25 protein-coding genes and 1 tRNA gene are annotated in these 24,127 nt (G+C 66.3%); 9 read left to right on the top strand and 17 right to left on the bottom strand.

The genetic code is table 11. The features are described 5' to 3' along the window. Positions 1-49: 49 nt before the first annotated feature. The 3 genes from HLH29_RS10470 (at position 50) to HLH29_RS10460 (ending at position 2,815) form a co-directional block, all read left to right on the top strand. Complete coding sequence (locus HLH29_RS10470; RefSeq protein ID WP_182966511.1) at positions 50-1,393, top strand: erythromycin esterase family protein; 1,344 nt, start codon at positions 50-52, stop codon at positions 1,391-1,393. A 29-nt stretch (positions 1,394-1,422) separates the two neighbouring features. Continuing rightward, positions 1,423-2,133, top strand: coding sequence for a phosphoribosyltransferase (locus tag HLH29_RS10465; RefSeq protein WP_182966509.1), 711 nt, complete (start codon positions 1,423-1,425; stop codon positions 2,131-2,133). A gap of 145 nt (positions 2,134-2,278) precedes the next feature. Further along, the gene (locus HLH29_RS10460) at positions 2,279-2,815 is read left to right on the top strand and encodes an Hsp20/alpha crystallin family protein (RefSeq protein WP_182966506.1); all 537 of its coding nucleotides are present in this window, start codon (positions 2,279-2,281) and stop codon (positions 2,813-2,815) included. A gap of 58 nt (positions 2,816-2,873) precedes the next feature. Here the strand turns inward: HLH29_RS10460 and HLH29_RS10455 are convergent, their stop codons facing one another. Beyond that, positions 2,874-3,983, bottom strand: a complete 1,110-nt coding sequence (locus HLH29_RS10455) for a site-2 protease family protein (RefSeq protein ID WP_182966504.1) — start codon at positions 3,981-3,983, stop codon at positions 2,874-2,876. 192 nt (positions 3,984-4,175) lie between these two features. On the opposite strand from HLH29_RS10455, the gene HLH29_RS10450 reads away from it, so the two are divergent. After that, entirely contained in the window at positions 4,176-4,613 is a 438-nt protein-coding gene (locus HLH29_RS10450) for a host attachment protein (RefSeq protein ID WP_182966502.1), read from the top strand. 176 nt (positions 4,614-4,789) lie between these two features. Here HLH29_RS10450 and fusA read toward each other — a convergent pair whose 3' ends face one another. The 4 genes from fusA to HLH29_RS10430 form a co-directional block, all read right to left on the bottom strand. Beyond that, positions 4,790-6,877 carry an elongation factor G gene (gene fusA / locus HLH29_RS10445; protein WP_182966500.1) on the bottom strand — a complete coding sequence of 696 codons (2,088 nt, stop codon included), beginning with the start codon at positions 6,875-6,877 and terminating at the stop codon, positions 4,790-4,792. A 201-nt stretch (positions 6,878-7,078) separates the two neighbouring features. After that, positions 7,079-7,381 (bottom strand): 50S ribosomal protein L28, encoded by a 303-nt coding sequence (gene rpmB, locus HLH29_RS10440; RefSeq protein WP_114729372.1) that lies wholly within the window; start codon positions 7,379-7,381, stop codon positions 7,079-7,081. Between the two features lie 151 nt (positions 7,382-7,532). Further along, entirely contained in the window at positions 7,533-7,814 is a 282-nt protein-coding gene (locus HLH29_RS10435) for a hypothetical protein (protein ID WP_182966498.1), read from the bottom strand. A gap of 88 nt (positions 7,815-7,902) precedes the next feature. Then, positions 7,903-9,783, bottom strand: coding sequence for an ABCB family ABC transporter ATP-binding protein/permease (locus HLH29_RS10430; protein ID WP_182966496.1), 1,881 nt, complete (start codon positions 9,781-9,783; stop codon positions 7,903-7,905). Positions 9,784-9,910: 127 nt separating this feature from the next. Here HLH29_RS10430 and HLH29_RS10425 point away from each other — a divergent pair, with 127 nt between their 5' ends. The 4 genes from HLH29_RS10425 (at position 9,911) to HLH29_RS10410 (ending at position 14,760) form a co-directional block, all read left to right on the top strand. Beyond that, on the top strand, positions 9,911-10,762 hold the full coding sequence (locus HLH29_RS10425) for an NUDIX hydrolase (protein ID WP_182966635.1): 852 nt from the start codon (positions 9,911-9,913) through the stop codon (positions 10,760-10,762). Beyond that, the gene (locus HLH29_RS10420; protein ID WP_182966494.1) at positions 10,762-11,199 is read left to right on the top strand and encodes a DUF3574 domain-containing protein; all 438 of its coding nucleotides are present in this window, start codon (positions 10,762-10,764) and stop codon (positions 11,197-11,199) included. Before HLH29_RS10425 ends, HLH29_RS10420 begins: the two co-directional genes overlap by 1 nt. A gap of 292 nt (positions 11,200-11,491) precedes the next feature. Next, positions 11,492-13,570 (top strand): S9 family peptidase, encoded by a 2,079-nt coding sequence (locus tag HLH29_RS10415; RefSeq protein ID WP_182966492.1) that lies wholly within the window; start codon positions 11,492-11,494, stop codon positions 13,568-13,570. Positions 13,571-13,590: 20 nt separating this feature from the next. After that, a complete protein-coding gene (locus HLH29_RS10410; RefSeq protein WP_182966633.1) occupies positions 13,591-14,760 on the top strand; it encodes an AI-2E family transporter in 1,170 nt (389 codons plus the stop codon). 85 nt (positions 14,761-14,845) lie between these two features. Here HLH29_RS10410 and HLH29_RS10405 read toward each other — a convergent pair. The 7 genes from HLH29_RS10405 to HLH29_RS10375 all read right to left on the bottom strand — a co-directional run bounded on the left by HLH29_RS10405 (position 14,846) and on the right by HLH29_RS10375 (position 19,390). Next, positions 14,846-14,919: transfer RNA gene (locus tag HLH29_RS10405), tRNA-Pro, on the bottom strand. 83 nt (positions 14,920-15,002) lie between these two features. Next, positions 15,003-15,698: a MerR family transcriptional regulator gene (locus tag HLH29_RS10400; protein WP_246374114.1), complete on the bottom strand. Its 696-nt coding sequence runs from the start codon at positions 15,696-15,698 to the stop codon at positions 15,003-15,005. Beyond that, positions 15,695-16,012 carry an integration host factor subunit alpha gene (locus tag HLH29_RS10395; RefSeq protein WP_182966490.1) on the bottom strand — a complete coding sequence of 106 codons (318 nt, stop codon included), beginning with the start codon at positions 16,010-16,012 and terminating at the stop codon, positions 15,695-15,697. Before HLH29_RS10395 ends, HLH29_RS10400 begins: the two co-directional genes overlap by 4 nt. Positions 16,013-16,232: 220 nt before the next feature. After that, positions 16,233-17,201, bottom strand: a complete 969-nt coding sequence (locus HLH29_RS10390; RefSeq protein WP_182966488.1) for a beta-ketoacyl-ACP synthase III — start codon at positions 17,199-17,201, stop codon at positions 16,233-16,235. A 63-nt stretch (positions 17,202-17,264) separates the two neighbouring features. Then, positions 17,265-18,362, bottom strand: a complete 1,098-nt coding sequence (gene plsX, locus HLH29_RS10385; RefSeq protein WP_182966486.1) for a phosphate acyltransferase PlsX — start codon at positions 18,360-18,362, stop codon at positions 17,265-17,267. A gap of 121 nt (positions 18,363-18,483) precedes the next feature. Then, positions 18,484-18,687: a 50S ribosomal protein L32 gene (rpmF, locus tag HLH29_RS10380; protein WP_012554867.1), complete on the bottom strand. Its 204-nt coding sequence runs from the start codon at positions 18,685-18,687 to the stop codon at positions 18,484-18,486. A gap of 151 nt (positions 18,688-18,838) precedes the next feature. Then, positions 18,839-19,390: a YceD family protein gene (locus HLH29_RS10375; RefSeq protein WP_182966484.1), complete on the bottom strand. Its 552-nt coding sequence runs from the start codon at positions 19,388-19,390 to the stop codon at positions 18,839-18,841. 167 nt (positions 19,391-19,557) lie between these two features. Here HLH29_RS10375 and HLH29_RS10370 point away from each other — a divergent pair, with 167 nt between their 5' ends. Continuing rightward, positions 19,558-20,121 carry an outer membrane protein assembly factor BamE gene (locus HLH29_RS10370; RefSeq protein ID WP_182966482.1) on the top strand — a complete coding sequence of 188 codons (564 nt, stop codon included), beginning with the start codon at positions 19,558-19,560 and terminating at the stop codon, positions 20,119-20,121. A gap of 100 nt (positions 20,122-20,221) precedes the next feature. Here HLH29_RS10370 and HLH29_RS10365 read toward each other — a convergent pair whose 3' ends face one another. Genes HLH29_RS10365 through def form a run of 5 tightly spaced genes read right to left on the bottom strand, consistent with a single transcriptional unit; the run spans position 20,222 to position 24,102 of the window. Further along, the gene (locus HLH29_RS10365; RefSeq protein ID WP_408871962.1) at positions 20,222-21,616 is read right to left on the bottom strand and encodes an ATP-binding protein; all 1,395 of its coding nucleotides are present in this window, start codon (positions 21,614-21,616) and stop codon (positions 20,222-20,224) included. 24 nt (positions 21,617-21,640) lie between these two features. After that, a complete protein-coding gene (locus HLH29_RS10360; protein WP_408871961.1) occupies positions 21,641-22,363 on the bottom strand; it encodes a response regulator in 723 nt (240 codons plus the stop codon). 13 nt (positions 22,364-22,376) lie between these two features. After that, entirely contained in the window at positions 22,377-22,916 is a 540-nt protein-coding gene (locus HLH29_RS10355; protein WP_182966480.1) for a MarR family transcriptional regulator, read from the bottom strand. Further along, on the bottom strand, positions 22,913-23,575 hold the full coding sequence (locus tag HLH29_RS10350; protein WP_182966478.1) for a ubiquinone biosynthesis protein COQ9: 663 nt from the start codon (positions 23,573-23,575) through the stop codon (positions 22,913-22,915). The genes HLH29_RS10355 and HLH29_RS10350 overlap by 4 nt, the downstream gene beginning before the upstream one ends. Further along, positions 23,572-24,102: a peptide deformylase gene (gene def / locus HLH29_RS10345; RefSeq protein ID WP_182966476.1), complete on the bottom strand. Its 531-nt coding sequence runs from the start codon at positions 24,100-24,102 to the stop codon at positions 23,572-23,574. The genes HLH29_RS10350 and def overlap by 4 nt, the downstream gene beginning before the upstream one ends. Between the last annotated feature and the right edge of the window lie 25 nt (positions 24,103-24,127).

Here is a 24,127-nt window from a genome sequence, read left to right as displayed (position 1 = left end):
CGCGATTTGGCACATGCCGGGCGCGCGGACCTCAATGGGGACGACATCCATGATCGTCGAATCGCCCTTTCACGCCACGGGCAGTCACAAGATCCCCGACGCGCTCGTCACGGCCCTGCGTGAGCAATCGGAGCCCCTGCCCCCGCTGGAGGAACCCGAGCCCTTCGGCGCGTTTTTCGATCGCTTCGCCGACGCCCGGGTGGTGTTGCTGGGCGAAGCCACCCATGGCACGTCGGAATTCTATCGCGCGCGGGCCGCCATCACCCGCAGACTGATCGAACATCACGGCTTTACCATCGTCGCGGTCGAGGCCGACTGGCCCGACGGCAGCCGGATCGACGATTACGTGCGCCATCATGCGCCCCGGCCCTGGCGAAACCCGTCCTTTACACGCTTTCCCACATGGATGTGGCGCAACGAGGAGGTGGCGGCCTTCGTCCGCTGGCTCCATCATCATAACGAGCCCCTGCCTGGCGAAAGACGGGTCTCGTTCCATGGCCTCGATATCTACAGCCTGGATGAATCCATTCACGCCGTCCTGGCCTATCTCGACAAGGTCGACCCCGAGGCGGCCGCGTCGGCGCGGCAGCGTTATGCCCGTCTGGTGCAATGGCAGCATAATCCGGCCCTTTACGGCAGGGCGGCCGGCCGGCAAACGCACAGCGCCTCCGAAGACGCCGTGGTCGCGCAGTTGCGCGATCTGCTGCGCAACCGCCTCCGCTACCTTCAGCATGACGGAGAAGCCTGGTTCGATGCGGCGCAGAACGCGCGGATCGTGCGGGCGGCGGAGCAATATTACCGGATCATGTACAGAGGCGCGAACGAAAGCTGGAACCTGCGCGACCGGCATATGTTCGGAACGCTTCAGGCCCTGCTCGCCCATCGGGGCGATGCGGCCAAGGCGGTAGTATGGGCCCATAATTCGCATGTGGGCAATGCCGCCGCGACCACGATGGGATGGGAAGGACAATTCAATATCGGCGAGCTCTGCCGCATGGCGCATGGCGACGAAGCCATCCTGGTCGGCTTCAGCACCGATCGCGGCACCGTAGCAGCTGCCAGCGACTGGGACGGCGACCTGGAAATCAAGACCGTACGCCCGGCCCGGCCGGACAGTTACGAACATGCGTTCGTGCGCGCCGGATTGCCCCGGACGCTGACGGATTGGCGACACGGGCGTTCGACATTGCGCGAACATCTGCGCGCCCCTCTGCGTGAACGGGCGATCGGGGTGATCTATCGCCCGGAAAGCGAACTCTCCAGCCATTATTTCGAAGCCTCCCTCGCCGAGCAGTTCGATGCCTGGGTCTGGTTCGAACAGACAAGGGCCGTCACGCCTCTCGGCCACGCACACCCGCAGGGCGTCCCCGAAACATGGCCATTCGGCCTCTAGAGACATGAACCCGAGAGCGGGAGGGCAACATGCCGTCAGATCGCTCCATAGTCTTCAGAAACAGGCAGGAGGCCGGTCGGGCGCTGGGCGCGACCCTTCTGCCGCTGGCCTCCGCCCATCCCCTGGTTCTGGCGCTCCCGCGCGGCGGCGTGCCGGTCGCGTTCGAGGTCGCAAGGGCGCTCGATGCGGACATGGACCTGCTGTTCGTGCGCAAGATCGGCAGTCCGGGTCAGGAGGAATATGGTTTCGGCGCGGTCGTGGACGGCGCCGACCCGCAAATCGTGCTGGATGACGCCTATGTGCGGGTTTCAGGCATCAGTGCGGAAACGATCCAGGATATCGTGAACCGGCAATGTGCCGAAATCGACCGGCAACGTCGCCTGTATACACCGGACCGGCAGCCGGTGCCGGTCACTGGCCGCGTCGTGATCGTGGTCGATGACGGGATCGCGACCGGCGGCACGATGCGGGCCGCCCTTCGCGCATTGCGGAAAAATCACCCGGCCCGCCTGGTGCTGGCCGTACCCGTGGCGCCTTCCGACAGTGTCGCGACACTCCGCCCCGAATGCGATCAGATCGTCTGCCTGTTGCAACCACAATCGTTCTTTGCCGTGGGGGCCCATTATCAGGACTTCCCGCAGGTCGAGGATGCCGAAATCATCCGGCTGCTCGCCCAGGCCCACAGCCCGCACCGGAACCGCCCGACAGGAGAAGCTAGCCGGCATTTCGATGCCATCTGATTTTCCGTCAACCGACATCATGAATTTTTCGAATCCACCCTTGAGCCCACCGCGTTCGGAACCAGCTCATTCATGCGCCCGACGCCCCAGGCGGTCCGGGCGCAATTCCTCAAGACGGGAAAAAGTAGCGAACAGGAGAATGACCATGGCAACCCTCGAAAAAACCCAGGAAAAAACGGAAACGACGACGAGTACGCCCGTAGCCCGCTCACCTTCAGGCTCAGCACTGGATGCGCTGCGATGGGAATTCGATCGCCTCTTCGATGATTTCCGCTCATCCGTATGGCGGCGTCCCGCAAGCCGTATCCCCGGTCTCGACCGTCTTTGGCCGCGCGAGGACACATTCAATGTCGTTCCGGCGATCTCCGTGGTGGAAAAGGACAATGCCTATGACGTCGTTGCGGAATTACCCGGCATAGACGAGAAGAATCTGGAAATTAAGCTTTCCGGAGGAGTCCTGAGCATTTGCGGCGAAAAATGCGAACAACGCGAGGACGAGCAAAAGAACTATCATTACTCGGAACGCCGCTTCGGCTCATTCATGAGGTCGTTGCCGGTCCCCGAAGGCGTCGATACGACGAAGATCGACGCCACGTTCGATAATGGGCTGCTGACGATCACCATGCCCAAAACGCCGGAGGCCCAGAAGAACGAGAAGATCATCCCCGTCAAACATGCCTGACAGGGCAAGCCACGATGCGCGACCCGGCCCCCCATCGCGGGACGGCCGGGCCGCGGCACTATCGGGACAGCGGAAGAGCCGATGCCGGACGGTTCTTGTCCCGCAGAATATGGATCGTCATGATCTCACCGATATTCGCCCGGGAAATCAGGCCGATGAAACGTCCCTGCGCGTCGTTCACCCCGATCGCCGGCACCTGATTTTCCTCCAGCAGACGCAGCGCCTCATCCACCGTCTGATAGGGGTGCAGGCAGGCGATGTCGGACATCATGACATCCGCGGCCATCGCGTCCGCCTTGCCGGCATGCATGGCCTGCAGGATGGTCGCGTGCGTCAGCAGGCCGCAGAGCTTGCCCTGGCCATCCACGACCGGGAATTCCTGCTGTGACGTATGGATCATCCTCAGCGCCGCCTCATCCATCCGGCTGTCGGGTGACAGCATCTCCAGGCGCGTGGTCATGACATCCGCCACGATCATGCCATGCGCCAATTGCCGGAACAGCGCACCCTGCGCTTCGCCGGCGGCGCCCAGATAGACGAAAAGGGCGATGAACAGCAGCAGCGGATTGCCCATCAGCCCCAGAAATCCAAAGAGAAAGGCAATCCCCTGCCCGACCGAAGCTGCAAGCTGGGTCGCCCGCGCATAGTCCATCCGATAGGTCAGCAAGGCCCGCAGAACCCGCCCGCCATCCATGGGAAAGGCCGGGATCAGGTTGAAGACGGCCAGAAACAGGTTGATGCTCGACAATCGGGGTATCAGCCCGACGCCCGGGTCCTGGAAATCGACACCGGACAGATGGGGCACGGTATCCGTGATCCCATACAGGATCGCGGCGATCACGAGATTCACCGCCGGGCCCGCCAACGCGATGAGCAGTTCCTGCGTCGGCTGTTCGGGAATGTGCGTCATCCGCGCGACCCCGCCGATGGGCAGGAGCGTTATGTCCGGCGTGCGCACGCCGTACCGGCGCGCGACGAGCACATGGCCGAATTCATGCAGAACGACGCAGGCGAACACGGCAAGAATGAGCAGGACGCCGTCAATCGCCGCCTGCATCCCGGATCGCATGCCATAGGCCGCGCCAATCCAGATCAGAAAGAGCAGGAAGGTGACGTGAAGGCGAACGGTCGTACCGTAGAACCTCCCGATCGGAATGGACCAGGTCATACCATGCCCTCGATGCGCGACGCTTGCCGCACGAGCACGGTTAACACAGCCGCGCGGCATAAGTTCGCTCAGGCAGCGCGCGACGCATCCCCGCTACCCGCCATCACAGAGTCCGGAGGCCTATTGTTCCCCCACCCGCCTGTCCGCATGTCTCGGGGGACATGAGCCCGTTTGGCATGAGGATCGAAGAAAATGACCGCCAGGCATGGTACTCTTATCGTTATCGCGGATGGCGAGCATGCCCGTTTCGTGCAACCGGCCGAAAATCATGCTCTGCATACCGTCGCATCCTTCGATGCGCTCACCGCTCATCAGCGAACATCCGACCTGGGCGATGACGCACCGGGCGCCACGTACCACACCGGTTCGACCGCCCATCATGCCCTCAATCCGCATCATGACCGCCACAGGCTGGAAATGGAATCCTTCGGGAAGTTTGTCGCCAGACAGATCAACGAATGGGATCAGGCTTATGAAAAGCTTCTGGTCATCGCCCCATCGCACAGCAATTCCAGCATCACCAATCATCTCAAGGCCGAGGCCAAGGCAAAGATCATCGGCATCATCAGGAAAGATCTCACAAAAACGCCGGACAGCGCCCTGAAAGATCACATCGAATATATTGTCTGATTTGTTTTATATCGTCGGGGAACATGACCGGGCCGGATTCCTCGTCGGACTCCTGCCCCCGGCCCGTTCGTCCAGCAACCAACGCCCCAAAACAACAAACCCCGCCACACGGGCGGGGTTTGCCGGCAATCCGGGCTGCCCCTTGCGGGGCAGCCGTTCGTCCAATCCGGTCGAAATCAGGCCGACTTGGCCACGATCTCTTCGGCCACGTTGCGCGGCACCGGGTCGTAGTGATGGAACTGCATCGTGAAGGACGCACGGCCCTTCGTGATCGAACGCAGGTGCGAGATGTAGCCGAACATTTCCTTCAGCGGCACCAGCGCGCGGACCATGACGGTCGAGCCCGAGCTTTCCTGGTTCTGGATCATGCCGCGACGACGGTTCAGGTCGCCCACCACGTCGCCGACATGGTCGTTCGGCGTCGTGACTTCGACGTCCATGATCGGCTCCAGGATCACCGGGCCGGCCTTCTTCATGCCTTCGCGGAAGCAGGCCTTGGCGGCGATTTCGAACGCCAGCGCCGAGGAGTCGACGTCATGGTACTTGCCGTCCAGCAGCGTGAACTTGAAGTCCACGGTCGGGAAGCCCGCCAGCACGCCCGTCGAGGACTGCATCCGGATGCCCTTTTCGACCGCCGGAATATATTCCTTCGGCACGGTGCCGCCGACGACCTTGTTCTCGAACTGGATCTCCTGGTTCCGCTCCAGCGGCGCGAACTCGATCTTCACTTCGGCGAACTGGCCCGAACCACCCGACTGCTTCTTGTGGGTGTAGATCTCGACATGCGGCTGGGTGATCGTCTCGCGATAGGCCACCTGCGGCGCACCGATATTCGCATCCACGCCATATTCGCGGCGCAGACGGTCGATGATGATGTCCAGATGCAGCTCGCCCATGCCCGACAGGATGGTCTGGCCGGTTTCCTGGTCGGTCTTCAGACGCAGCGAGGGGTCTTCGCCCGCCAGCTTCTGCAGCGCCAGGGTCATCTTCTCGACCCCGTCCTTCGTCTTCGGCTCGACCGAGATGTCGATCACCGGCACCGGGAAGCTCATGCGCTCCAGCACCACCGGATCGGCCGGGTCGGCCAGAGTATCACCGGTCTGCGTGTCCTTCAGGCCCACGAAGGCAGCGATGTCGCCGGCGTGAACTTCCTTCACTTCCTGGCGCTTGTCGGCATGCATCTGGAAGATACGGCCGATACGCTCCTTATGGTCCTTCGTGGTGTTCAGGACGCTGTCGCCCGAACGCAGTACGCCACGATAGACGCGCACGAAGGTCAGGGTGCCGTACTTGTCGTTGATGATCTTGAACGCCAGGCCGGCGAACTTGCCGTCCGGATCGACCGGGATGATCGGCAGTGCGTTCTCGTCGACTTCCTCGCCCTCGGGCGGCGCGATGCGGATACCCGCCACGTCGTCCGGCGCCGGCAGGTAGTCGATCACGCCGTCCAGCAGCGGCTGCACGCCCTTGTTCTTGAAGGCCGTGCCGCACAGGACCGGACGGAACTCGCCCGAGATCGTGCCCTTCTTGATGCAGCGCTTCAGGGTGGCGACGTCGACTTCACCCTTCTCGAAATATTCTTCCATCGCCGCGTTGTCGACGGCCAGCGCCGTGTCCAGCAGCTCCTGGCGGGCCTCGTCGGCCTTTTCCTTCAGCTCGGCCGGGATCTCGGCATAATGGAACTTCGCGCCCAGCTCGCCGCCTTCCCAGATGATCGCACGCATCTCGACCAGATCGACGACACCGATGAAGTTTTCCTCGGCGCCGATCGGCAGCTGCAGCGGGATCGCGACGATGTCCAGCTTCTCCTTCAGCGTGTCGAACGCGCGGTAGAAGTCGGCGCCGGTGCGGTCCAGCTTGTTGATGAAGATGATGCGCGGCACGTTGTAGCGGTCGGCCAGGCGCCAGTTCGTCTCGGACTGCGGCTGCACACCGGCCACGCCTTCGATGATGAACACCGCACCGTCGAGCACGCGCAGCGAGCGGTTCACCTCGATGTTGAAGTCGATGTGGCCCGGGGTATCGATGATGTTGATGCGGTGGCCGCTCCACTCGCAGGTCACGGCGGCCGAGGTGATCGTGATGCCGCGCTCACGCTCCTGGTCCATATAGTCGGTCGTGGTGTTGCCCTCGTGGACTTCACCGATCTTGTGCGACACGCCGGTGTAATACAGGATCCGCTCGGTGGTCGTGGTCTTGCCGGCATCGATATGCGCGGTGATGCCGATATTACGGATCAGTGAAAGATCGGACTTTTCAGACACGGGGGAACCTCCACAAAACAATTCAGGCGCGAACGGAACCTTTCCCCTCGCGCCTGTCGGAGCCGGAAGCCCCCCACCCCATCACCGGGGTCGAGGAAGATGCGGACCGGCTGAATAGACAGATGGCCCTGACATGCGTCAGGCACCTGAGACATGCAAGCCCGGCCCGGCCGAAAATCGGGCCGGACCGGCACAGGATCTTCAGGCTGCCGCGGCGGCCTTCTTTTCCTGGGCGCGCAGGATGCGACGCTTCAACGCCTGCGCCTCGACAGGCAGCTTGCGGTTCGGCGTCGACAGCAGGAACGCGTCCAGGCCACCGTTATGCTCGACCGTGCGAATGCCGTTGGTGCTCAGGCGCAGGCGTACCGCGCTGCCCAGGATATCGGACAGCAGGGACGTCTCCTGCAGGTTCGGCAGGTAGCGGCGGCGGCTCTTGTTGTTGGCGTGGCTGACGTTATTTCCCGTCAGCACGCCCTTGCCCGTGATCTGGCAACGGCGAGACATGGTATCATCCTCGGATAACTGGGGCCGAGGCATAATGCCCGGCAACGATCGTCAAGATTAGGCGCGGCTTATGGCCAAGGTACCGCGCCCAGTCAAGCCGAAAGGCACGATTCGAGGCGTTTTCGCCCGAATCTCCTCCCGGCCCATCCCCTTACTCGGAGCGCGTGACCTTGTCACGGTCGGGGTGCAGGTCGCCGGAACGCACGCTGTGGATGGCGTTTTCCAGCATCGCCAGCATCGTCCCCTGGTCCATGGTGCGCGACAGCAGGCCCAGCGAGCCGCCCAGCAGCGCCGACGCGATGGCGATCGGCGGCAGGTTCTCGCCCAGCATGTATTCGATGGCCTTGTCGACCACCGCCCCGCAATGGCTCAGTTCCTCGGGCACCGATCCGTCCTGGCCCAGCGCGGGTCCTTCGCCTTCCGTCTCCGCCATGTCATCCTCTCCCTAACGTCAATGCGCGTCTCAAAACTGCGTCTCGTTCCTGCGTCCCGGGGACGCGGCGGGCGCAAGGTGCCTCCGTTCAGGCCGGAAGACCAGCCCCCACCGCCGCGTGGCCGGCATCCTCGCCACGCTCCTCGGCCTGGGCGGCCCACATGCCGGCATAGAGTCCGTCGCGGGCCAGCAGGCTGCGATGGGTGCCGCGCTCCTTGATCACGCCATCCCCCATCACAAGGATTTCATCCGCGTCGATCACGGTGGAGAGCCGATGGGCGATGATCACGGTCGTCCGCTCCGCCGAGACCGTGCGCAGCGCCACCTGGATCTCCTGCTCGGTATGGGTGTCCAGCGCGCTGGTGGCCTCATCCAGGATCAGGATGCGCGGATTCTTCAGGATGGTCCGGGCAATGGCCACGCGCTGCTTCTCGCCGCCCGACAGTTTCAGCCCCCGCTCGCCCACCCGGGTCGCATAGCCGTCCGGCAGGCTGACGATGAAATCATGGATCTGCGCCAGGCGCGCCGCATGCTCGATCTCGTCCTGCGACGCCCCGCGCCGGCCATAGGCGATATTGTAGCCGATCGTGTCGTTGAACAGCACCGTATCCTGCGGCACCACGCCGATCGCGGCCCGCAGCGCGGCCTGATGATAGTCGCGCACATCGTGCCCGTCGATCACGACCCGGCCCGAGGTCACGTCATAGAAGCGGAACAGCAGCCGGCTGATGGTCGATTTGCCCGCCCCGGTCGGGCCGACAATGGCCACCCGCCCGCCGGCCGGCACGCTGAAGCTGACATCGTGCAGGATCTCGCGATCGGCCCGATAACCGAACCGCACATGCTCGAAGCGGATCGCCGCCGCCGGCGCCTCGTCCAGCCGTGCCGGCAGGCCGATGGCATCCGGCCGGTCCTTCACATCGGGCGCCTCCTCCATCAGCCGGAACATATGCTCCAGATCCACCAGCGAGGTACGCAGCGACGAATAGATGCTGCCGAGGAAATTGAGCGGCAGGTAGAGCTGCATCAGATAGGTGTTGACCAGCACGAACCGCCCCACCGTCAGGCGCCCCTGCCCCACATCATGTGCCGCCAGCAGCATCACCACCGTCAGCGTCACGGCGATGATCGCCGCCTGGCCGAAATTCAGCCCGTTGAGCGAAAGCTGGGTCTTGACCGCCGCACGCTCATAGCGGCGCTGGGTCTCCTCATACCGGCGGCTCTCATGCTCCTCATTGCCGAAATACTTGACCGTCTCGTAGTTCAGCAGACTGTCCAGCGCCTTCCAGCTCGCCTCGCTGTTGATCTCGTTCATCTCGCGGCGGATGCCGATCCGCCAGGACGTGAAGCTGATCGTGAAGGCGACATAGGCGACGACAGCCAGCAGCATGATCGCCGCATAGCGCCAGTCGAACAGGCGCCAGATCACCACAATCACCAGCAACGCCTCGATCAGCGTCGGCACGATGTTGAACACGCCCACCCGCAGGATGGTCTCGATCGCCTCGGTCCCCCGCGCGATCGCCCGCGTGACGCCGCCCGACTGGCGGTCGAGGTGAAAGCGCAGCGACAGCGCATGCATGTGGCGGAAACTGCGCACCGCCGCCACGCTGCTGATATGAAAGCGCACCGGGGCGAACAGTGCATCGCGCCACTCCCCCATCCCCGCCGACATCAGGCGCAGCGTCCCGTATCCGACGATCAGCGCCATCGGCACCGTCATTTCATTCATGGCACCGGAACCACCCGCGCCGCCGGGGGCACGATGCAGCGCATCGACCACCAGGCTGTAGACATAAGGCACGGCGATCGTCGCGATCTTGGCGGCGACCAGCAGCAGGCAGGCGCCCACCACCCGCGCACGGGTGCCGAAATCGTGACGAGGCCAGAGATAAGGCAGCAGGGCGCGCAGGGTGGCATGCACGGGGCGCTCCAGCGCGGCCCGGGCGGAGGATGAGGGCGGTGTCATGCCACTGGATGTGGCATGCGAGGGCGAATTTGCAAACCGCCAGCCCCGCTCGCACCGCTGGCGCGGCAGGATTGTCACACTCCTTGCCACCCGGTATGCCATCCCCACGCACAAGGAGCAGACCGGCATGTCATCGGACGCCGCCCCCTTCATCCGGCATCTCGATTCCTGCAACACCGCACGCCTGCCCGGCGACCGCACCCCCTTCCGCCTTGGGAATGCCCCGGCCGGCTGGATCGCGCCCGCCCTGGTGCCCGAGCTGGAACGGCGCGGCCTGCACCGGCAGGACGGCGCGCTGGTGCTGGACGACCCCACCCGGCTGGAAGGGCTGGGCGAGGCGCTGGCCGCCGACGGCATCTACCGCTCCCACCACGAACTGTTCGACGTCGCCCCCATCGCGGAGGGGCCGCCCATCGCACGCATCGACCGGGGCGCCCTGCCCCTGTTCGGGCTGATCGCCCATGGCGTGCACATGAATGGGCTGGTCCGGCGCCCCGACGGGCTGCATCTGTGGGTCGGCCGCCGCGCCATGAACAAGCGCCTGGACCCCGGCAAACTGGACCATCTGGTCGCCGGCGGCATTCCAGCCGGCCACACGCCCCGCCAGGCGCTGGAAAAGGAGGCGGCCGAGGAAGCCGGCATTGCCCCCGCCCTCATCGCCCGGGCCACGCCGACAGCCACCATCCGCTACGCCATGGAGCGGCCCGAAGGGCTGCGCCGCGACGTGCTGCATTGCTACGAACTGGACCTGCCGCCCGATTTCGAACCCGTCCCCACCGATGGCGAGGTCGAATTCTTCACGCTGATGCCCCTGCATGAAGCCTGGCGGATCGTGCGGGAGGGCGACGCGTTCAAGTTCAACGTCAATCTGGTGCTGATCGACCTGTTCCTTCGCCACGGGCTGATCGATCCCGACAGTCCGGACGGGCGCCGCCTGCGTGCGGGACTGTCCGGGCTGGACAATCCGGCTTTCGCCTGATGCGGGCAGCGCCAAGCCTTCTGGCGGCATCGCTCACGCTGGCCGCCTGCGCGCCGGCAACCCCTGACAGGCCGGCGACCGGCGCCCTGGCCTGCGCGCGATTCGGCGCCCGGCCGGGTATCGAAATCTCGCTGCTGTTCGGCCTGACCCGCCCTGACGGACGGCCGGTCACCGACGCGCAATGGCACGATTTCCTGGCCCGGTCGGTCACGCCGCGCTTTCCCGACGGGTTGAGCGTGTTCCAGGCCAGCGGCCAGTGGCGGGACCGGACCAGCCAGCAGATCACCTCCGAACCATCGCGCATCGTCTGGATCGCCGCCGAGGCCGACACCCCGGACCTCGCCACCAGGCTGGACGCCATCCGCGCGGACTATCGCCACGCCTTCCAGCAGCAATCCATCGGACTGGTCATTCACCCCAACTGCCAAACCTTCTGAGAACCTGCCTGGAAATGCGCGCTGGTGGCGATCCGACGCGCGTTTCCTGCGCTCCGATGCTCATGACCTGAAGGTCGCTCCGCTTCGGTGCTCGGAAACACACGACGGGCGTGCCGCTTTGCGGCACTCTCGCTCACCAGCCCACATTTCCAGGCAGGTTCTGACGGGCTCGCGCGACGCCCGCCGGCGGCAATGCGCCCGTCTGTCGTGTCCCCCTCTGTCCCTTCCACAGGCGGTCTTGTATGCTCGCGGCTGGTCCCGGCTTCCGGTCGGACAGCGATGGAGAGAGACGATGACCACCGCCCCGGTCGCCCGCAAGGAGCCCCAGACGATCACCCAGCTCGGCCGCGTGCGCGTGGACGAATATGGCTGGATGAAGGACGAGAACTGGCAGGCCGTCCTGCGCGACCCATCCCTGCTGCGCGCGGACATCGCCGCCCACCTGCGGGCCGAGAACGCCTATACCGCCGCCATCCTGGCGCCGACCGAGGCCCTGCAGGCCACCATCGTCGCCGAAATGCGCGGCCGCATCCGCGAGGACGAAACCTATCCCGCCCTGCCGCACGGCCCCTGGCGCTATTACATGCGCTACAATGCCGGTGCCCAGCACCCCATCCACGCCCGCCATCCGGCCGGCCGGCCGGATGAGGAGACCATCCTGCTCGATGTCGAGCGCGCGGCGCAGGGCCACGACTATTTCGCCGTCGCCACCGCAGCGCACAGCCCCGACCACCGCCTGTTCGCCCATGCGGAAGACAATCAGGGCTCCGAAGTCTATCGCGTCATCATCCGCGACATCGCCAGCGGCGCGTCAGTCGGGCCGGCCATCGAAAGCTGCAGCGGCAATTTCGCCTTCTCGCCCGATGCGCAATACCTGTTCTGGACCTGGCGCGACGCGCACGGCCGCCCGACGCAGATCTATCGCCGCCGCATCGGCTCCGACGCGGACGTGCTGGTCTACCAGGAATCCGATCCGGGCTTCTTCATCGGGGTCGAGGCCAGCCGCTCCGGACGGTGGATCGTCATCTCCGCCAGCAACCAGGACACGTCCGAATCCTGGCTGGTCCCCGGCGCACGCCCCGAGGCCGAACCCGTCTGCGTCGAGCCACGCCGCAGCGGCGTCCTCTATACGCTCAGCCACTGGGGCGACCGGTTCGCGATCCTGACCAACGCCGACGGCGCGGTCGATTTCAAGCTGATGGAAACGCCCGACACCGCCCTGTCAAGGGAAAACTGGCGCGATCTGGTGCCCCACGAGCCCGGCCGCTACATCACCGACTGCGTCGCCTTCGCCGACCACCTGGTCTGGCGCGTGCGCCGCGATGCCAACACGGCACTGGTGATCCGCCCCACGGACGGCGTGGACCATGTGCTGTCCTCCGACGAGGACGCCTATGTGCTGTCCTTCTCGGGCTCCTACGAATACGACACGACCGAACTGCGCTACGTCTACCAGTCGCCGACCACGCCACGGCAATGGTACGCCTACGACATGCACAGCCGGAGCCGCCACCTGCTGAAAAGCCAGGAGGTCCCGTCGGGCCATGATCCCGCGCAATATCGAAGCTGGCGCCTGACCGCCACCGCCCCCGACGGCACCGAAGTCCCGATCACCGTGCTGGGGCGGCACGACACGGCGCTGGACAGCTCCGCCCCGCTGCTGCTCTACGGCTATGGCTCCTATGGCCATGCGATCGAGCCGACCTTCTCCACCGGTGTCTTCAGCCTGGTGGACCGGGGCTGGTTCTACGCCATCGCCCATGTGCGGGGCGGGTCGGAGAAAGGCTGGAACTGGTTCCTCGGCGGACGCGGGCGCAACAAGCCCAACAGCTTCACCGATTTCATCGCCTGCGCCGAACATCTGGTCGCCACCGGCTTCACCCGTGCCGGACGGATCGTCAGCGACGGCCGTTCGGCCGGCGGCATGGTCATGGGCGCGATCGCCAACATGCGCCCCGACCTGTTCGGAGGCATCGTGGCGGTGGTACCCTTCGTGGACGAGCTGAACACCATGTCGGACACCAGCCTGCCCCTGACACCGCCGGAATGGCCGGAATGGGGCAATCCGCTGGAGGACCCGGAAGCCTATGACCTGATCGCCGGCTACGCCGCCTACGAACAGGTGGGCCCGCGCCCCTACCCCGCCATCCTGGCCATCGGCGGCCTGTCGGACCCGCGCGTGACCTATTGGGAGCCGGCCAAATGGGTGGCCCGCCTGCGGGAACATACCATTTCGTCCCGCCCCATCATGCTGCGCATCAATATGGAAGCCGGCCATGGCGGCGCGTCTGGCCGTTTCGACGCGCTGAAGGAGGCCGCCCTGATTCAGGCCTTCGCCATCTGGGCGGCGGATGGCACGAAGCTGCCGTGACGCCCGAGCAAAGGATCATGATGACGGACCACGCCAGCCCCGCGATCGCCCCCCCCATGGACCGGTCGCCGTTCCGCCAGATGCGCGAACGCCACAAGGTGCAGCGCATCGCCCGCGGGCTGCTGGCCACATCCTTCGTTGTCCTGGGGCTCTATACGGTCCGGGGGTTCCTGCCGTCGCTGATCTGGGGCGTCATCTTCGCCATCGCGGCATGGCCCCCCTATGTCACCATCCGCGATCGCTGGAAGTTCCGGCCCGGCGGCATCACCCTGCCGCTGCTGTTCACGACGGCAATCGCCCTCATCTTCCTGATTCCGATGGGCCTGTTCGCACTGGAGGCCGGGCGCGAGGCCCAGGGCGTCCTGAACTGGGCCGACATCGCGCGCCATTCGGGCGTGCCGGTGCCGGGCTGGCTCCGCCGCCTGCCCGCCGGCGCCTCGGCCATCACCAACTGGTGGCAGCAGCATCTGCAGGACCCGGAGGATGTGTCGGAACTGCTGCATTCGTTCAATATCGGACGCAGCGTGCGCATGACACAGCAGGTGGGGACGCAGGTCTTCCATCGCGGCCTGCTGTTCATCTTCACCATCCTCACCCTGTTCTTCCTGCTGAAGGATGGCGACGTGGTGACCCGCCAATGCCTGGTGGTCTCGCGCCGGGCCTTCGGCAAGCGGGGCGAGACCATCGCCGAACAGATCGTGGCCTCGATCCACGGCACGGTCGCCGGTCTGGTGCTGGTGGGTCTGGGCGAAGGCGCGCTGATGGGCGTCGCCTACCTGATCGCCGGCGCCCAGCACCCGTTCCTGTTCGGCGTCTTTACCGCCGTGGCGGCCATGATCCCGTTCTGCGCCGTCATCGCCGTCACGCTGGTTGCGCTGGCCCTGCTGGTCAAAGGGACGGTCATCGCCGCCCTCGTCATCTTCTGCCTGGGCATGGCCGTCATCTTCTTCGCCGACCATTTCGTCCGGCCCGCGCTGATCGGCGGATCGACCCAGATGCCCTTCCTGTGGGTCCTGGTCAGCATTCTGGGCGGAGTGGAGAGCTGGAGCCTGCTGGGCCTGTTCATCGGGCCCGCCATCATGTCGGTCCTGCACCTGATCTGGCGCAACTGGACGCGCGACCGCCTCCAGGACCCCACGCGCGCCGAGCGCGAGGAGATCGACGACCTGTCGGACCCAAGCCTGGGCTGAACCGGCCGGCGTCAAACCGGCGTGAACCGGTCCCGCGTCATCTATCCGTCGATTTTACAAAGGGGAATGGTCGCAGACGGGAATATCGGGCAGGCGGGATTCGAACCCACGACCCCCAGTCCCCCAGACTGATGCGCTACCAGGCTGCGCTACTGCCCGTCCGTCTGCGACGACACGCCGTGTAGCAGCGCGCGCCATACTCCGCAACCCATGAGTGCCACCAATCTGGCACCAAATCCGGTTCAGACCGGAATCAGCCGCCTCAGGGCCTGCAATTCCACCAGAATCCCGCGCAGACTATCCTTCAGGATCAGGTTCTCGCGATGGATTCGCTCGATCTCCGAGGAGCCTGCGGCCGTTTCCTCAACCGGAATCGCAGGAGCCGGCTCAGCCGATTCGGCCTCCGCCGTCACGACCACGACCGATTCGACCACGCTTTCCACCACAATGCCGGCATCCACCCGCTCCACCGCCACAGGCGCGGCGCCAGCTGCCGGCTCCTCGGCGGCAGCGGCCGGCGAATCGTGAGGTACCAGATCAAGCTCTTCCGCCGCCTCGGCGGGCGTCGCGCCATAGGGTGCGCCGGCGTCTCCGCCCTCGCGCAGCATGCGCTGCACCCCCTTGATCGTATAGCCCTGCACATAGAGCAGGTCCGAGATCCGGCGCAGCAATTCGATATCGTCGGGACGATAATAGCGCCGGCCACCGCCCCGCTTCAGCGGGCGAACCTGGCTGAACCGCGTCTCCCAGAAGCGCAGCACATGCTGCGGCACATGCAGTTCGTCCGCCACTTCGCTGATGGTGCGGAACGCATGGGGCGCCTTCTTCAGGCGGCCGGCACCGGCTGCGTCATCGAGCACGTGGGGATCGGCACCCTCGCCGGGCTCCGGCATGCCGGAATCCGGCCAGTCCTCCTGCCCGGTGCTGAGAATGTTCATTCACCGTCATCCTCGATGCCATCGACCTGCCGGCCATTGACGCGCGCCCGCAGAAGCTGGCTGGGGCGGAAGACGAGGACCGATCGCGGCAGGATCGGCACTTCCACGCCCGTCTTCGGATTGCGGCCGGTCCGGCGCCCCTTCTGACGGACAGAGAACGTCCCGAATCCGCTGATTTTGACGGTATTCCCGCCCTCGAGCTCCTTCGCGACACGCTCGAGCACATGTTCGAGAAGGTCGGCCGACTCATTACGGGAGAGTCCGACCTGACTATAAATATGCTCTGCCAGACTGGCGCGGGTCACGGTGCTCATGCCGCAAAACTATGGCATGCGACGAGGACGCGTCAATTCAATGCGTTAAGCCGCACTATTTTTTCACGTTCGGTGCCCTGCAGGCCACCATAGAGGCCCCCTCCCTGACGGCGTGGGGGTCGTGGAGGCTGACCGGAAATGCGCGCGGGTGAGCGAGAGTGCCACAAAACACAGGAAACGCGCGCCGGATCGCCACCAGCGCGCATTCCCGATCAGCCTCCTAGATCCGTGCCAGGGCCGATCCCCAGGTCAGGCCACCGCCCAGCGCTTCCATCAGCACCAGGTCGCCCTTGCGGATGCGCCCGTCGCGCACGGCCTCGTTCATCGCCAGCGGGATCGACGCCGCCGAGGTATTGGCATGCCTGTCGACCGTCACCACCACGCGCTCGGGCGGCAGTTCCAGCTTGCGGGCGACAGCCTCGATAATCCGCAGATTGGCCTGGTGCGGCACCAGCCACGACACGTCGGCATAGGCCAGGCCATTGGCCTGCAGCACCTCGTCCACCGAGGATGACAGCTTCGCCACCGCGTGGCGGAACACGTCGCGCCCCTGCATACGCAGGAAACCGGACTGCTCCCGCAGTCCCACCGCGCCATCGACATAGAGCAGGTCGCCCGTCGTGCCGTCCGAATGCAGATGCGTGGACAGAATGCCGGCCGGCTGCGCGGCATCCCCGGCCTTCAGCAGCACGGCGCCCGCGCCGTCGCCGAACAGCACGCAGGTGCCGCGATCCGACCAGTCCAGAATGCGCGAATAGACTTCGCTGCCGATCACCAGGGCCGAATCCGTCTGGCCGCTGCGGATCAGCGAGTCGGCCACGGTCAGCGCATAGATGAAGCCCGAACACGCCGCCGCGATATCGAAGCCGAAGCCGCCGCGCATTCCCAGTTCGGCCTGCACCCGGACAGCGGTGGCGGGAAAGGCCTGGTCCGGCGTGCTGGTCGCGACTATGACGGCGCCGACATCCGCCGCCGCCATGCCGGCATAATCCAGCGCCTGCTTCGCGGCGGCCGCCGCCATGCTGACGGCACTGTCGCCCGGGCCGGCAATATGACGCTGGCCGATCCCGGTACGGGCGCGGATCCAATCATCCGAAGTCTCGAGGCGAGCCGCCAGCTCGTCATTGGTCACGATCCGGTCCGGCAGATACCCGCCAAACCCGACCATCAGCGAACGTCTCGCCATCATTCCCATCATTCCAAGCCCGGCCCTCGCCCCCGCGATGGAGACGCACCGCCCCGGCGGGGCGGGTCAGCTTACGGCTGCGACCGCCGGCTGTTCCTTTTCCACGCCCGGCCGCATGACCGACAGCGTCTCCAGTCGGGAGATCTGATCCCTTATGCTCTCGTTGAACCGGTGCGATACCATATCCATGGCAACATCCACCGCCGATGCAAAGCCTTCGGCGTCGGTCCCGCCATGCGATTTGACCACGACACCATTGAGGCCGACGAATACCGCGCCATTATACCGCCGCGGGTCCAGCCATTCGCGCATGCGCTCCAGTCCCGGACGCACCAGCAGGTAGCCCAGCTTGGCCAGCAGGCCCGAGCGGAAGACCTGGCGCAGCAGGACGAACGCCATCTTCAGCGCGCCCTCGCCGGTCTTCAGCGCGACATTGCCGGTAAAGCCGTCGGTCACCACCACGTCGGTGGTGCCGGCGGTGATGTCATGCCCTTCGACGAAGCCATGGAACTGCGCCGCCAGGGGGCTGTTGCGCAGGGTCTCGGCCGCCTGGCGCAGCCTCTCGTCGCCCTTCACCTCTTCGGACCCGACATTCAGCAGGCCGATGGTCGGCGCGGGCAGGCCCAGCACCGCCTTGGCGAAGGCTTCGCCCATCACCGCGAATTCGACGAGGTTGCGCGCGTCGCAGGCGACATTGGCGCCCAGGTCCAGCATCACGACATCGCCCTTCAGCGTCGGGCTAATGGCCGCCATGGCGGGACGGGAGACGCCGGGAAGGGTCTTGATGACAATCTTGGCCAGCGCCAGCATCGCGCCGCTGTTGCCGGCCGACACCACGCCCAGGGCCTCGCCCTGCGCCACGGCATCCATTGCCAGCCGCATCGACGAATCCCGCACGCGCAGCGCGGCCGTCGGCTTCATGTCCATGGGGATGGCACTGCCGGCGGGGCGCACCGTGCAGATCGCGGCCGCCTTGGGGTGGCGGGCCAGTGTCTCGGCCAGACGGTGCTCGTCCCCGATCAGCAGAACCCGTGTGCCGGGGTGCCTGTCGGCAACAATCGCCAAGCCGGCCACCACAACTTCCGGACCGCCGTCCCCCCCCATGCCGTCAACCGCCAGCGTGAAGGGCTCTGCCCCGGAAAAAGAGGAACCTGTCTCGCTCATGCCTGCCTTCTGCCGGGTGAACACCAAATTCGCAAGGCCGTCACGGAATCGTGTCGCATGAACGCCTGGCCCGCCATCTGACGGGCCAGGCTATCGCATCCGCACGGCCATGCGCCGCGGGTCAGGCCCGGACGGCGGTCTTCAGCGTCTTGCCAGCCGCAACGACCTCACGGCCGTCATAATGGCCGCAATGGCTGCAGACATGATGCGGGCGCTTCAGTTCGCCGCAATTCGCGCATTCGGCATGTGCCTGCACGCTCAGCGCCTCGTGGCTGCGGCGCATGCCGCGACGGGACGGCGAGGTTTTTCTTTTGGGTACAGCCATGGGCCCGGGCCCCTCCGATCTGGGATCTTAACCGGGCCCGGCTGGAACCCGATCAGTTATCGATAATGAGGGGGCGCCTCTAGCAGGAAGAAAGCGAACTCGCAAGATATCTTCTCACCGTGGCACCCCCGGCACACACCTTGTGCCTCCGTTATGCATTGCCCTTGCGCAGCGCGGCCAGCCCGGCGAACGGGGACGGACGCCCCTCTTCCGCCTCTTCCGCCGCCTCGGGACTCGTGGGCGGCACGTCCACATATCCCACCTCGTCGGGCAGCATGGCCCCCGGGCTGCGCGGATAGGGATCGAGTGCCAGCGACAGCTCCTCCGCCGTCAGTTCACCCAGGTCGATCGTATCGTTCTCATACGGGATCTCGTCCACCGCCTCGGGGTCCAGTTCCTCATCCTCGCGAAACCGCTCGGCGGGCACCAGGCGGGCGATGACCTCGGTAGTCAGCACGCTCACGAACGGCTCGGCCGTCAGCACGCACACCTGCTCCACCTCGGCCGCCAGCCAGCCTTCGGCCAGCACCTCCTCCCGCCGGCCCACCGTCAGGCGGTAGCGGCAGGACAGCGCATGGATGGCCGGCAGCCCGAAACGGCGGGCCAAGGCCGCGCGCTCCGCCGCATCGGCCTCGATCTCCATCTCGCGACCCGCCGCGCCGATTCGCCCAACCGCGAGCTTGCGGGAAAATTCCGTCTTCATCCTGTCCTGCTCCCGCATCCTGTCCTGCTGCCGCCCCGTGGGCGGCCCGGTAATCCGCGCGCCCGATGCTGATAATGCTCCCTGTATGGCGATGAAGAATTGACTTAGCCACCCCAATCGGGCACCGGACGGAAGAGTTTTCCCCGGATCAGGACGCCCCACAGGCCATGCGGTCATCTTCGGACACGACCATCCGCCCGATCGGGCGTCTTCTTCCTTGCGCGGTCGTGGGACTGGGCCTGCTGCTATCCGGCTGCTCGATCTTCTCGCCCCGGCCGAGCCAGCGCGGCTCGCTGATCGAGCCCGACGATTACAAGCAGCTCAAGCCCGGCGTCAGCACCCGCGCCGAAGCGATGGACCTGCTGGGCTCGCCCACCACCCATGCGACGTTCGACGACAACACATGGATCTACATCTCCATGCGAACGGTGCCGGCGCCACTGGATTTCCCGGCCGTCCGCTCACAGGATGTCGTGGTGCTGAGCTTCGACGACAAGGGCGTGCTGCGCACACTGCAGACCCTGGACAAGAGCAACGCGCGCGCCACCAGCATGGCGCCCGGCGCAACCCCGACCCCGGGCACCAAGATCAATGTCCTGCAGCAGATCCTGGGCAATGTCGGCCGCTACAACCCGCTGAGCAACATGAACAGCACATTCGGCGGCAGCAGCGGGCCGATGAGTTCCAACAGCGGTCCGGGTCATGCCGGCTCGGGCAACAGCCTCCCCTAAAAGTCTGTTTGCAAAGCGGCCCTGCCGACGACCCGACGCGCATTTCCTGCGCGCCGGGTCGCCGGCAGGGCCGCTCCGCTCGATCAGCGTCTGACCGACCTTACGCCGGCAGCACGATCCGGACCTGCAGGCCGCCAAGGCGGCTCTGCCGCAGGGCGATGTCGCCGCCATGGGCGCGCACGATATCGCGCGCGATGGTCAGGCCCAGCCCGGTCCCACCATCCTGCCCGCTCTCGAACGGGCGGAAGACCGCCTCCATCCTGTCGCGCGGGATGCCCGGCCCGTCATCATCGACGCAGATCACCACACCACGCTCGTCCTGGCTGGCACTCAGGGCCACGCACGCCCCATGCCGCCGCGCATTCTGCAGCAGATTGTCCAGCACGCGGCGGATCGCACCCGGCCGCAGGACAGCCTCGATCGCCTCAGGCACCGAAACGGAGAGGATCGTCCCGCCCGCCCGGCGAAAGGCGGATGCCACCTCGTCCAGCATCTGGCCGATATCGACCCCGACCGGCGTCTCCGCCCCCTCGCCCCGGGCGAAGGACAGATAGCTTTCGATCATGCCCTCCATTTCCGCGATGTCGCCGATCATGTCGGTCACCTCGGCCTGGAACTGCGCGGCATCTATGGAGCCCTGCGGCGGGATCATCGCCAGTGACAGGCGCAGGCGGGTCAGCGGCGTCCGCAGATCGTGCGACACGCCGGCCAGCACCGCCGTGCGCTGCGCCACGAAACGGAAGATACGCTCCTGCATGCGGTTGAACGCGACCGCCGCCTTGCGCACCTCCTGCGCGCCCTCGGGCCGGATGGGCCCGATATCGCGCCCCAGGCCGAACAGCTCGGCCGCCCGGGCCAGGCGGCGGATCGCACGGATCTGGTTGCGCATGAACAGGCTGGCGATCGTGAACAGCAGGAACGTGCTCCCCACCGCCCAGGCCACGAACAGCCAGATGGGCGCCACGGCCAGCCGCTTGCGCGGCGCGCCGACATCCAGCACGCCGTCGGACATCTGGATACGAATATGCACGGTCTGCGGATCGCCGGTCCAGTCGACATGGAACGGCCGGCCGATCGAATTGTCCAGCGCATAGGTCAGGTCGTCATCCATGGGGCCCAGCACATGGGTCGACCCGGTGCGCGCCAGGCGCTGTCCCGGGTCCCAATCCATGTCCAGCTGGGTGCGCACCCGGGCCTGGTTCATGATCCAGGCCCTGTCCCCCGGCGCCTGATACCGTTTCAGCAGGTCCAGGGTCAGGACGATATCCGCCGCGACACTGCCCGACATGCGGCGCGACACGACCTTGAGGTAATTGCCGTAGAACAGCTCCAGCGAAATCCCCTGCGTGACCAGGAGCGGGATCAGCACGATCAGCAGCATCCGCCCGAGCAGCGAACGCGGCAGGACCCGGCGTACCGGCCGATCCATCCGGCGATACAGCCCCGCCATGGAGCGGGACCGTCCCGCCCGCCGCGGCCTGTCATCCACCGCCATGGATGGCCTCCTTCCCGCCTGCCCTCACATGCCCGGCTTCAGCACATATCCCTTGCCACGGACGGTCTGGAGAAAACGCGGCTCGCGCGGGTCGGGCTCGATCCGGCGGCGCAGGCGCGTCACCTGCACGTCCACCGCGCGTTCGCCGATTTCCTCCATGTCCAGCAGGCGGGCGATCTCATCCCGGGCCAGCACTTCATTGGGGCGGCGCGCCAGCGCGCTCAGCAGCGCAACCTCTCCCCCCGTCAGGTGCACGCTGCCTTCGGGGCCGGACAGCAGGCCGCGCGCCGGGTCGAATTCCAGCCCGCCCAGCCGCACCACCCGCAGATTGTCCGACGGCGCGGGCGGCGCGAAACGCCGCAGATGCGCCTTCAGCCGCAGCAGCAATTCTCGCGGCTCGAACGGCTTGCCCAGATAATCGTCGGCCCCCGCTTCCAGCCCCGTGATCCGGTCCTCGGGCTCGCCGCGCGCGGTCAGCAGCAGAATCGGCAGGTCCTGCCCCTCCTGCCGCAGGGCTCGGGTCAGCGCCAGCCCGTTCTCGCCGGGCATCGTCACGTCCAGCACCATCGCGTCGGGCTGCATGAAGCCCAGCACCTGTCGCGCCTCGGCGGCCGACGAAGCCGCGCTGATACGAAACCCATGCTCGGTCAGGTAGCGTTGCAACAGACGCCGCAGGCGCGGATCGTCATCTACCACCAGAATATGCGCTCCCGCCACCGATCCGTCCCGCCCGTCAAGTCCCATCATCGTCCGTCCCGGCTCATGCTCCGCCACGATGCGCCCGCTCCGCCGCCGCAGCCACGTCCTCGAGTATCAGGCGCGTCCGATCGTCCATAAGTCCCTGCACGACCCGGCGAAACCCATCGATCGCCGCGGCCCCCACATCGCGATACACACCCATCAGTTTCTCCCGCTGCAGGTCGAAGAGCTGCCGCTCCACCGCCGCCCCGTTCTCGGTCAGCGACAGCAGGCGCAGCCGTCGGTCCCGCCGCCCCACTTCCTGCACCACATAGCCCCGCGACTGCAGGTCGGTCAGCGCGCGCCCAAGGCTCTGCTTGGTAATGCCCAGCAGATCGATCAGCGCGCCGACGGCAATGCCGGGATGATGGCCGACAAGCTGCAGGATGCGATGATGGGCCCGCCCCAGACCCAGCGTCTCCAGCACCGGATCGACCACTCCGCCGAAATCCCGCCACGCCAGCATCATCAGCTCCTGCGCCTGCCGCATTTCCTCCTCGCGCAGGAACAGCAGGCCGGCGCCCGCGGCATGGCGCCGGCTCGGCGCCTTCTGTTCGCTCACGCGGCCTGGGCCCGTCCGGGCCGCAGCCGCGCCAGCAGGGCCTGCTTCGCCCGGCCCAGGCGCACGACCCCGGCCAGCCGCCGGTCCAGGAAATCTGCTACCGCCTCGCTGTCATCCCCCCGCGCCAGCCAGAACAGCAGCACCTGGCCGTAGATCGTGCCCAGGCTCATCCGCTTGGTCTGCCGGGTCATGCCGGTCGCATGGTCCCCCGCGGCTTCCCAGATCGCATCAACCGTCCGGCCCATGACCCGGGCCAGCAGGCCCGCATGGCCCGGAGCGAGCAGCACGGCAAGCGCCCGGCGCACCGCATCGCGATCCGGCGCGATCACCCCCAGCCGCAACAGGATGACCGCGCGCACCCGCCGCCCCAGGCGCGGCTCGTCCAGCCCCCGAGCGGCTTCGATCATGATCCGATCGCCAAGATCGAACCAGGCTTCGACCAGTTCGGCCGACCCGCCGGGAAACAGCAGGTCGGTATCCGGACCGGCGACATCCCGCAGAACATCCAGCCCCCATCCGCGCCCGCCCGCCACCGCGCCCAGGCGGCTCACCGCCTCATCCCGCGCCAGGCTGCGTTCCGGCCGTCCCGGCCGCCCGCAGGCGACAGCGCATCCGGCCAACCGGCCCGCCAGCGCCGCGACAGCGCCTATCCCGTTCATCCCCGCACCCCGTAGCGCCCGATTTCCTCGTCGAATCCCATCTGGCCCAGATCCTTCATCCGCATCGGATACAGAATGCCCTCCAGATGATCGTATTCATGTTGTAACACGTTGGCCAGAAAACCCGTCGCCACGCCCTGCACCGGCTGACCGGCCCGGTCCACGCCCGAATAGGCGACACGCACATGGCGCGGCACCATGCCCCGCAGGCCGGGAATCGACAGGCAGCCCTCGGGCCGCAGCACCATCTCGTCACCGACCGGCCGCAGCACCGGGTTGATCAGCACACTGGCCTCGCGCGGCGGGTCGTCCTCCCCTGCACTGCGCTCGGCCGGCACGCGATAGACGAACAGCCGCTGCGAGACATGGACCTGCGGCGCCGCCAGGCCGGCGCCGCGCGCATCTTCCATCGTCTCGATCATGTCGTCGATCAGCCGGCCGATCTCCGGCGCGGTGGGGTCCGGCACGTCGTCCGCGCGACGCAGCAGGACGGGATGGCCCATCCGGGCGATCTTGAGCAAGGTCACGGTCTCTGCCTATCCTCCGTCCAGC

The sequence above is a fragment of the Gluconacetobacter tumulicola genome (assembly GCF_014174215.1).
Taxonomy (GTDB): domain Bacteria; phylum Pseudomonadota; class Alphaproteobacteria; order Acetobacterales; family Acetobacteraceae; genus Gluconacetobacter; species Gluconacetobacter tumulicola.
This window is presented reverse-complemented; position numbering and strand designations above follow the sequence as displayed.